General features: G+C 67.6%; 11 protein-coding genes. 10 read left to right on the plus strand and 1 reads right to left on the minus strand.

All coding sequences use genetic code 11. The features are described from left to right. Positions 1–272: enoyl-CoA hydratase-related protein (locus VD972_RS01370; RefSeq protein WP_324979548.1), on the plus strand; the 272-nt coding region annotated here is incomplete at its 5' end. Positions 273–343: 71 nt separating this feature from the next. Here the strand turns inward: VD972_RS01370 and VD972_RS01375 are convergent. Further along, positions 344–688: a YtxH domain-containing protein gene (locus tag VD972_RS01375; protein ID WP_324979550.1), complete on the minus strand. Its 345-nt coding sequence runs from the start codon at positions 686–688 to the stop codon at positions 344–346. 223 nt (positions 689–911) lie between these two features. On the opposite strand from VD972_RS01375, the gene VD972_RS01380 reads away from it, so the two are divergent. The 9 genes from VD972_RS01380 to der form a co-directional block, all read left to right on the plus strand. Beyond that, positions 912–2,441: an acyl-CoA carboxylase subunit beta gene (locus VD972_RS01380; RefSeq protein ID WP_324979552.1), complete on the plus strand. Its 1,530-nt coding sequence runs from the start codon at positions 912–914 to the stop codon at positions 2,439–2,441. A gap of 75 nt (positions 2,442–2,516) precedes the next feature. Beyond that, positions 2,517–3,659, plus strand: coding sequence for an acyl-CoA dehydrogenase family protein (locus VD972_RS01385; RefSeq protein WP_324979556.1), 1,143 nt, complete (start codon positions 2,517–2,519; stop codon positions 3,657–3,659). A 3-nt stretch (positions 3,660–3,662) separates the two neighbouring features. Further along, a complete protein-coding gene (locus VD972_RS01390) occupies positions 3,663–4,532 on the plus strand; it encodes a hypothetical protein (RefSeq protein ID WP_324979559.1) in 870 nt (289 codons plus the stop codon). Between the two features lie 3 nt (positions 4,533–4,535). Continuing rightward, the gene (meaB, locus tag VD972_RS01395) at positions 4,536–5,576 is read left to right on the plus strand and encodes a methylmalonyl Co-A mutase-associated GTPase MeaB (protein WP_324979562.1); all 1,041 of its coding nucleotides are present in this window, start codon (positions 4,536–4,538) and stop codon (positions 5,574–5,576) included. Between the two features lie 4 nt (positions 5,577–5,580). Then, on the plus strand, positions 5,581–6,303 hold the full coding sequence (rnc, locus tag VD972_RS01400; protein ID WP_324979565.1) for a ribonuclease III: 723 nt from the start codon (positions 5,581–5,583) through the stop codon (positions 6,301–6,303). Between the two features lie 43 nt (positions 6,304–6,346). Continuing rightward, positions 6,347–7,033, plus strand: coding sequence for a peptidylprolyl isomerase (locus VD972_RS01405; protein WP_324979568.1), 687 nt, complete (start codon positions 6,347–6,349; stop codon positions 7,031–7,033). 59 nt (positions 7,034–7,092) lie between these two features. After that, a complete protein-coding gene (locus tag VD972_RS01410) occupies positions 7,093–7,644 on the plus strand; it encodes a peptidylprolyl isomerase (RefSeq protein WP_324979571.1) in 552 nt (183 codons plus the stop codon). A gap of 97 nt (positions 7,645–7,741) precedes the next feature. Further along, positions 7,742–8,683 carry a GTPase Era gene (era, locus tag VD972_RS01415; RefSeq protein WP_324979573.1) on the plus strand — a complete coding sequence of 314 codons (942 nt, stop codon included), beginning with the start codon at positions 7,742–7,744 and terminating at the stop codon, positions 8,681–8,683. Next, the coding region (der, locus tag VD972_RS01420; RefSeq protein ID WP_324979575.1) for a ribosome biogenesis GTPase Der at positions 8,683–9,557 on the plus strand (875 nt) is incomplete at its 3' end. The genes era and der, both read left to right, overlap by 1 nt.

The following is a 9,557-nucleotide window of genomic DNA, read 5'->3' on the forward strand; positions in this document are numbered from 1 at the left end:
CCGAGGCGTTCAGCGTGGGGCTGGTGAACCGGCTCGCGCCGGAGGGCCACCTGCTGGAGACGGCCTTCTCGTTGGCGGAGGCCATTGTGGAGAACGCGCCCATTGCGGTGTCCACCGCCAAGCACGCCATCAACGAGGGCATGGGCCTGGAACTGGACGACGCGCTGGCGCTGGAACTGCGCAAGTACGAGGAGATCCTCAAGACCGAGGATCGGCAGGAGGGCCTGCGCGCCTTCGCGGAGAAGCGTCCCCCTGTCTACAAGGGGCGCTGACCTCCGCAAACAGCCAGAGCCGCCAGGGCCCCCACCCTGACGGCTCCGTCCGCTACGACGAGACCCTCACACTAAGCGTGCGCGGTCTTCTCCTGCCCGATGCCGAGGTTCTGCTTGTTCAGGTAGCCCATGGCCTTGTCCTTGACCTGGGTGCGCAGCTCCGTGCCCGGCGTGGGCGCCAACAGCAGCGCCACGATGCTGCCCACGGCAGCGCCGATCACGAACACGCCCAGGGTTCCGAAGCCGGTCTTCACCGGCTTGTGAGTGGTGAGACCCACCAGACGCAGCACGTCGTCTGGATCGAAGTCCTCCCACTTGTCCTTGGCGATCCTCGGGATGTCGTTCAGGAACTTCTGTGCCATCCACTTCCGATACAGGCCGCTCTTCGCCGCCCACTTTGCCTTCGTCGCGAACATGATTCCCTCCTGGGCCGATGGTTTCGGGAGCACCGCGCCCCAACGGTTTTGCCTCCCGTTGTGGTCTCAAGGTAGGCAGGGGGGCTCCACGCGGCATCCCTGTGAAAACTCTTTCCTACCCACCCACCGGTCGGTCGGTCGGTGCTTTGCTCGGCAGCTCACTCTTCCAAGAGCGCCACAGAGAGCAGCCAGCCGAGCGCCTTTCTGGTATGTGGCCCGGGCCATGTCCTACGACCAGAAGCTGCTCCAGAAGATCGCCGAGGTGGAGAAGGGGGGCGCCGAGAAGTACCACGTGAAGAACAAGGAGGCGGGCAAGCTCTTCGCTCGTGAGCGCATCCGTCTGCTCGTGGACGCGGACTCCTTCATCGAGGATGCGAAGCTGGCCAACAATGCGGACGCCGACCTGCCCTCGGACGGCGTCATCATCGGTCTGGGCAAGCTGGCCGGCCGCACCGTCGCCATCATGGCCAATGACTCCACGGTGAAGGCGGGGAGCTGGGGCGCCCGGACGGTGGAGAAGATCCTCCGCATCCAGGAGACGGCTCGCACCCTGCGCTGCCCGCTGTTCTATCTGGTGGACTCCGCTGGTGCCCGCATCACCGACCAGGTGGAGATGTTCCCCGGCCGCCGCGGCGCGGGACGCATCTTCTTCAACGAGGTGCACCTGTCCGGCTACGTGCCGCAGATCTGCCTGCTCTTCGGGCCCTCCGCGGCTGGCGGCGCGTACATCCCCGCCTTCTGTGATCTGGTCATCATGGTGGACGGCAACGCCTCCATGTACCTGGGCAGCCCTCGCATGGCGGAGATGGTCATTGGCGAGAAGGTGACGCTCGAGGAGATGGGCGGCGCGAAGATGCACTGCTCCGTGTCGGGCTGCGGCGACGTGCTGGTGAAGACGGAGCCGGAGGCCATCGAGGCCGCCAAGCAGTACATCAGCTACTTCCCGGAGAACTTCAGCCAGCCCCCGCCCGCGGCTGCGCCCAAGGCCCCCAAGGCCAGCGGCAAGCGCGTGGACGAGATCATCCCCGTGGACCAGAACAAGCCGTTCGACATGTACGCCCTCATCCACGAGCTGGTGGACGAGGGGAGCTGGTTCGATGTGAAGAAGCTCTTCGCCCAGGAGATCATCACCGGCCTGGGGCGCATCAACGGGCGGCCGGTGGGCATCGTCGCCAACCAGCCCAAGTACAAGGGCGGTGTGCTCTTCGTGGACTCGGCGGACAAGGCCGCGCGCTTCATCTGGCTGTGTGACGCCTTCAACATCCCGCTGCTCTACCTGGCAGACGTGCCGGGCTTCATGATCGGTACGAAGGTCGAGCGCGCAGGCATCATCCGCGCTGGCGCGAAGATGATCTCCGCTGTCTCCGAGGCCAGCGTGCCCCGTATCTGCGTGGTGGTCCGCAAGGCCTACGGCGCGGGCCTCTACGCCATGTCCGGCCCCGGCTTCGCCCCGGACTGCACCCTGGCGCTGCCCCAGGCCATGATCGCCGTCATGGGGCCCGAGGCGGCGGTGAACGCCGTGTACTTCAACAAGATCCAGGAGAAGCCCGAGGCCGAGCGCCCCGCCTACGTGCAGCAGCTGCGCGACGAGTACCGGGCGGATGTGGACATCTTCAAGCTGGCCAGCGAGCTGGTGGTGGATGAGATCGTCCCCGGTGACAGGCTGCGTCATGAGCTGGCACAGCGCTTCGAGGTCTACTCGCGCCGCTACCAGCCCCGGCCAGAGAAGAAGCACGGGGTGCTCCCGGTCTGAGACCGGCCGAGCGTCCCCGCTGGACTGTTGCGCTACCCACTTTCTCCTCTCTGCGGTTAGATATTTCGACCCCCCATGGACTTCGAACTTCCCGAAAGCCACCGCGCCCTCAAGGCCTCCCTCAAGGACTTCTGCGAGCGCAAGGTGAAGCCCTACGCTCGAGAGTGGGACAAGGACGAGAAGTTCCCCATGGAGGTCGTCCGTGAGCTGGGCCAGCTCGGCGTGCTGGGCATGCTGGTCGCCGAGGAGTACGGCGGGGCGGCCATGGACAGCCTGGCCGTGGCCGTGGCGGTGGAGGAGATCGCCCGCTACGACGGCTCGCTGGCCTTGACCGTGGCCTCGCACAACGGCCTGGGCACCAGCCACATCCGCGTCTTCGGCAACGATGCCCAGAAGCGCAAGTACCTGCCCAAGCTCGCCTCGGGCGAGTGGCTGGGCGCCTGGGGCCTCACCGAGCCCGGCTCCGGCTCGGACGCCTCCGGGCTGAAGACCACCGCCGTCCGCAAGGGCGACAAGTGGGTCCTCAACGGCGCGAAGATGTTCATCACCCAGGGCACCGTGGGCCACGTCTTCGTGATCCTGGCGCTCACCACCGCCGAGAAGCGTCAGAAGGGCATCACCGCCTTCATCCTGGAGCAGGGCACGCCCGGCTTCAGCCAGCGCCCCATCCACGGCAAGCTGGGCATGCGCTCCTCGGACACCGCGGAGCTCATCCTGGAGGGTGTGGAGGTGCCGGACTCGCAGCGGCTGGGTGAGGTGGACCACGGCTTCATCGACACGCTGAAGATCCTCGACAAGGGCCGCATCACCATCGGAGCGCTGGCCGTGGGGCTGGGCCGGGGCGCGCTGGAGGAGTCGCTGCGCTACGCCCGCGAGCGCACCGCCTTCGGCCAGCCGATCGCCGAGTTCCAAGGCCTGCGATGGATGTTCGCGGACATGAAGACGGAGATGGACGCGGCGCGCCTGCTCGTCCACCGCGCGGCGTGGATGGCCGACAATGGCCAGCCGTACACGCAGGCCGCCTCCCAGGCCAAGCTGTTCGCCTCCGAGGCCGCCATGCGCGCCTGCAACAAGGCCGTCCAGGTCCATGGGGGTTACGGCTACACCCGCGAGTTTCCCGTGGAGCGCTACCTGCGCGATGCCAAGCTGTGCGAGATAGGCGAGGGGACCAGCGAGATCCAGCGCGGCATCATCGCCCGCGAGATCTTCAAGGGCTGAGACATGGATACCTCCCGGATCGAGCAGCTTGGCCTGCGCCTCGAGCAAGGCCCCACCGGCACCCTCGCCACACTGGAGCTGGCTCAGGATGCGGCCCTCACCAACCCCGTCACCCGGCAGTCGATCTCCACCATCACGTTCCAGCTCGAGCATGATCGGCTGATCCCCGCCGCGCCTCCCGCGGTGGTAGGGCTGACGCCCGTCATCCTCGGCGCCGTGGCGACCCGCGAGGACATCTCGCTGCTCCTCACGGGCTCCTTCGATGACTACCTCTTCCACATCGAGCGCCGCTCCGCGCAGCTGCACACCATGGGGCTCCACCCGGACCTGGATCCGGAGACGCTCGTGCTGTCCACGGAGCTCGAGGCCGGACCGCTCGCCCTCACCCTGGTGGCGGACCGGCATGGCCAGTTCCAGGTAGGCCAGGTTCGGCGCGACGGACAAGCGCTGGGGGGCCTGCCCCCGTTCCGCTTCGAGCTGTTCGACTTCCGGGATCAAGCGTCTCTCGCCACCTACCTGAGCGCGCTCATCGAAGAGCGTCTGGCCCGTCCTCCGTCCGCGGCCGTGGGCCCTGGCGGCCGGGTGCGCTACGAGGAGATCGCCCAGGCCTTCGGGTCACAGGCACTGGTCCCCCCGCGCAGCCCCTTGGAGGTGCTCGTGCATGTGCGGGTGAACGGCGAGAACTACCGCTTCGCCGCAGGCCGGGTGATGGGACGCACCTTCCGCGGCCTGCTGGCCGGGGCGAAGGGCAAGGTCTGGTCAGACCGCTTCGAGCTCGATGGCTTCCCCGGCATCGTCCAGCTGGTGGCGGGCCTCCTCAAGGTTCCCAGCGAGGCCGTGCAGATCGTCGGCCCGGACTCGCCCCAGGAGTGAGCATTGGCAACGGAGACTCAACTCTCTCAGCGGGTGCTCGCGGGTGATGTGCGGGCCGCGTCCCGCCTGATGCGCCACATCGATGACGGCGAGGCCAGCGCCACCGCGGACCTGCAGGTCCTGTTCCCCAAGACGGGCCGGGCCTACATCATCGGCATCACCGGCTCGCCTGGTGCGGGCAAGTCCACGCTGACCGATCGGCTGATCGCCCGGTACCGCAAGCAGGGCAAGCGCGTGGGCGTCCTCGCGGTGGATCCCACCAGCCCCTTCACCGGCGGCGCCATCCTGGGCGATCGCATCCGCATGCAGGATCACGCCACGGATCCGGGCGTCTTCATCCGCTCGCTGGCCACCCGGGGCAACCTGGGCGGCCTGTCACGCGCCACCGGTGACTGCATCCGCGTCATGGATGCCATGGGGCAGGACATCATCCTGGTGGAGACGGTGGGCGTGGGGCAGGACGAGATCGACATCGCCCAGATGGCGCACACCACCGTGGTGGTGGCGGTGCCCGGCATGGGCGATGACGTGCAGGCCATCAAGGCGGGCATCCTCGAGGTGGCGGACGTCTTCGCGGTGAACAAGGCCGACCTGGATGGCTCGGACCGCATGGTGCGCGAGCTGCGGATGATGCTGGAGCTGCGCCACGCCGTGAAGGCGCCCGCCATGGATCACGACGCGCACCACCGCATGGTCCGCGCCAAGGCGGAGGGGCGCCACGTGGAGGAGGCTCCAGGCCCTCGCGAGTGGGAGCCCCCCATCCTCAAGGTGGTGGCCGCCAAGGATCAGGGCGTGGACGAGCTGGTGGAGGCGGTGGAGCAGCACCGCGCCTTCCTGGACGAGACGGGGCTTCGCAAGGACAAGGAGCGCGCCCGCGCCGCCATGCAGTTCCTGGCCCTGCTGCGCGAGCGGCTGCTGCGCAGCGCGCTGGCCCGGCTCGAGCGGGAGAGCGGCCGGATGGAAGAAGTGGCCACCCGGATCGCCGAGCGGAAGGCCGATCCGTACGCACTCGCCGAGGAGCTGGCGAGCCAGCTGTCAGAGTAGCCGCGTGGAGAAGCTGAGCCTTCAAGAGCGCGTCCAGGCGCTGGAGACGAGGCTGGGGGTACCCCTGGCCCGCAGGGATCTGGGCCTGGCGGCGCTCACCCACAAGAGCTACTTCAACGAGCACCGGGAGGCCGGGCTTCAGGACAACGAGCGTCTGGAGTTCCTCGGGGACGCGGTGGTGGATCTGGCCATCAGCCACCGGTTGATGGAGCGCTTCCCCCACGCCTCCGAGGGCGAGCTGTCCAAGCTGCGCGCCCTCATCGTCAACGAGGAGGGGCTTGCGCGCATCGCCCGGGCGCTGGGCCTGGGCGAGCTGCTGCTGCTGGGCCGCGGCGAGGAGATGACGGGAGGGCGGGAGAAGAGCTCCGTGCTCGCGGATGCCATGGAGGCCGTGATCGGCGCGGTATTCCTGGGCGCGGGCATGGAGTCCGTCATGGCGCTGGTGGACCGGCACTTCCTCGAGGCCCTGGAGGGCGTGGCCGAGGGCCGCAGCGGCCTGGACTACAAGACGAAGCTGCAGGAGGACGTCCAGAACCGACTCAAGGTCTCGCCGCGCTACCGGGTGGTGGCCGAGGTGGGGCCTGACCACGAGAAGACATTCGAGGTGGAGGTGTCGATCGGCTCGGAGCCGTACGCACGAGCCACCGGCCGCAGCAAGAAGGAGGCGGAGCAGGCCGCCGCCCGCGCCACCCTGGACATGCTTCGGAAGGACGACACCTCGCAGTGAAACCCCTTTGACGAGGGGAGGGCGCCGAATAAGGTCGCCCGCCATGTTCCGATTGCTCGCGACCTGCCTGGTCCTGTCCGCCACCGTCGCCGGTGCGGAGTCCACTCCCGGCTCGTGGATGAAGAAGGCCCAGGAGGGCAAGCCTCTCTACGCCACCCTCAAGACGAGCCAGGGGGATGTCATTGTCCGGCTCTTCTCCAAGGACGCCCCGAAGACGGTGGCGAACTTCGTGGGGCTGGCCGCCGGCGAGAAGGAGTGGACGCATCCGCAGACGGGGGAGAAGTCCAAGAAGCCCCTCTACGACGGGACGATCTTTCACCGCGTCATCCCTGACTTCATGGTCCAGGGCGGCGACCCCCTGGGCACCGGCACGGGAGACGGGGGCTACAGCTTCGAGGACGAGTTCAAGAGCGGCCGCAAGTTCAACAAGAAGGGCCTGCTGGCCATGGCCAACGCGGGCCCCAACACCAACGGCAGCCAGTTCTTCATCACCACCTCCACGCCGGCCCACCTCAACAACAAGCACACCATCTTCGGCGAGGTGGTACGGGGCTATGACGTGGTGGAGAAGATCTCCAAGCTCCCGACAACGCCGGACGATCGGCTGAGGACGCCTGTCTCGATCACCAAGATCGAGCTGAGCGAGACGCCGCCGAAGGCAGCCCCCGCCGCCGCCGCGGCCGAGGGCGCCGCGAAGAAGGCAACGAAGAAGAAGCCAGGGTCGAAGTAGGGCAGGCAACCACTCACGCGGGCCCGGCCAGGGCCCCCAACGCAGCGGGAGACACGCAGATGGGCATGATGGACGAGGCGCGCGCCGGCAACGATCTGTACGCCACCTTCGACACCACGGAGGGGAAGATCGTCGTGAAGCTGTTCCCGAAGGACGCTCCGAAGACGGTGGAGAACTTCGTGGGGCTGGCCACCGGCGAGAAGGAGTGGACGCACCCGCAGACGAGCCAGGGCATGAGCGGCACGCCGCTCTACGACGGGACGATCTTCCACCGCTGCATCGGGCAGTTCATGGTCCAGGGCGGCGATCCGCTCGGCCGGGGTACGGGCGGCCCGGGCTACCGCTTCGAGGATGAGTTCAAGAGCGGCCGCAAGTTCGACAAGAAGGGCCTGCTGGCCATGGCCAACGCGGGCCCCAACACCAACGGCAGCCAGTTCTTCATCACCGTGGTGCCCACCCCGCACCTCAACAATCGCCACACCATCTTCGGAGAGGTGGTACAGGGCTACGAGGTGGTGGATCGAATCGCCAACGAGCTGCCCAAGGACCGGAACGACCGCCCCACCTCGGACGTTCGTATCAACAAGCTGACCATCTCGACGACCCCGTAGCCCTCGACCGCCTGGAAGGCGGGCAGGGGGCTTCGACAAGTCGTGCAGTCCCACGGGGCCTCCCTACGGGGGAGGCTCCCAGATCACCTTCTCTACGATGGCCTCGAAGAACTACCGCAGCGGCTTCGCCGCGCTCATTGGCCGGCCCAACGTGGGCAAGAGCACGCTGCTCAACGAGCTCACGGGCGAGAAGATCGCCATCGTCTCGGCCAAGCCGCAGACCACCCGCAACCGCATCCTGGGCGTGGTGACCCGGCCAGAGGGACAGGTCGCCTTCATCGACACGCCCGGTATCCACCAAGCCAAGGGAGAGCTCAACCGCTACATGGTGGAGACAGCCCTCCAGGCGGCCGAGGAGGTGGACCTGGTCCTCTTCGTCATCGAGCCGCCCGGGGGGGAGAAGCCCGAGGTGGGCCCCGGTAACCGGGTGATCCTCGAGCGGCTGCAGCGGATCGCGAAGCCTACCTTCCTCGTCATCAACAAGATCGACAGCATCCCCAAGTCCAGGCTGCTGCCGCTGATCGATCTGTTCCGCAACGAGTTCCCCTTCGCGGAGGTGGTGCCCATCTCCGCCCGCAAGGGAGACGGGGTGGACACGCTCTTCCAGGTGGTGCTCGAGCACCTGCCGGAGGGAGAGCGGATCTTCGACGAGGACATGCTCACCGACCAGCAGGAGCGTACGCTGGTGGCCGAGTACATCCGCGAGCAGGTGCTCCACCACTGCCGGCAGGAGATCCCGTACTCCGCTGCGGTGCTGGTAGAGGTGTTCGATGAGTCCGAGCGCGAGCCCCTCCCGGGGACGCCTTCGGGGCAGCTCGCGGGCCTCATCCGCATCGCCGCCTCCATCTACGTGGAGCGAGACAGTCAGAAGGCCATCATCATTGGCAAGCAGGGACAGATGTTGAAGACCATCGGGACGGACGCGCGCAAGGCCATCCAGCGGCTGCTGGGGACGCACGTGTACCTCTCGCTCCGGGTCCGCGTGGAGCCGCGCTGGAGCGAGCGCCGCGAGGGACTCAAGAAGCTGGGATACGAGTAATGAAACCGCTGGTCGCCATCGTAGGCCGCCCGAATGTGGGCAAGTCCACGCTCTTCAACCGCCTCATCCGGCGCCGCGCCGCGCTCGTGGAGGATGTGCCCGGCGTCACCCGGGATCGCCACTACGCGGATGCCACCTGGGGGGACCGTTCCTTCACCGTGATCGACACGGGCGGCTTTGTCCCAGGCGACAAGGATCTGCTCCTCAAGGAGGTGCGCGAGCAGGCCCAGCTCGCCGTGGAGGAGTGTGACGTCATCCTCTTTGTCACGGACGGGCGCGCCGGGCTCACCGCCGCGGACGATGCCGTGGCCCGGCTGCTGCGCAAGAGCGGCAAGCCCGTGGTGGTGGCCGCCAACAAGCTGGACAGCCCCACGGGCACCATGCAAGCGCTCTCCGCGGAGTTCTTCCGCCTGGGGTTGGGCGAGGTGCTCTCGCTGTCGGCCGAGCACGGGCTGGGCGTGCCCCAGCTCGCGGAGACCCTGCTGGACAAGCTCCCCCCGAAGCAGGAGGGCGAGGACTCCGAGGAGCTGCCCGACGACGGCTCCATCCGCCTGGCCATCATCGGCCGGCCCAACGTGGGCAAGAGCACCCTGGTGAACGCGCTCCTCAAGCAGAAGCGCCTGGTGTCCAGCGAGGTGCCGGGCACCACGCGCGATCCCATCGACTCGACGCTCACCTACAAGGACAAGAAGATCATCCTCACGGACACCGCCGGTATCCGGCGCAAGCGCTCCATCGCCCACCGGGTGGAGAAGTACTCCGTGATGGCCGCCATCAAGGTCATGGATCGCAGCGACGTGGCCGTGCTCCTCATGGACGCCACCGAGCCGGCGGTGGACCAGGATGCCAAGCTGGCCAGCCTCGCCGAGGAGAA

This window comes from Hyalangium sp. (assembly GCF_035629615.1).
Taxonomy (GTDB): domain Bacteria; phylum Myxococcota; class Myxococcia; order Myxococcales; family Myxococcaceae; genus Hyalangium.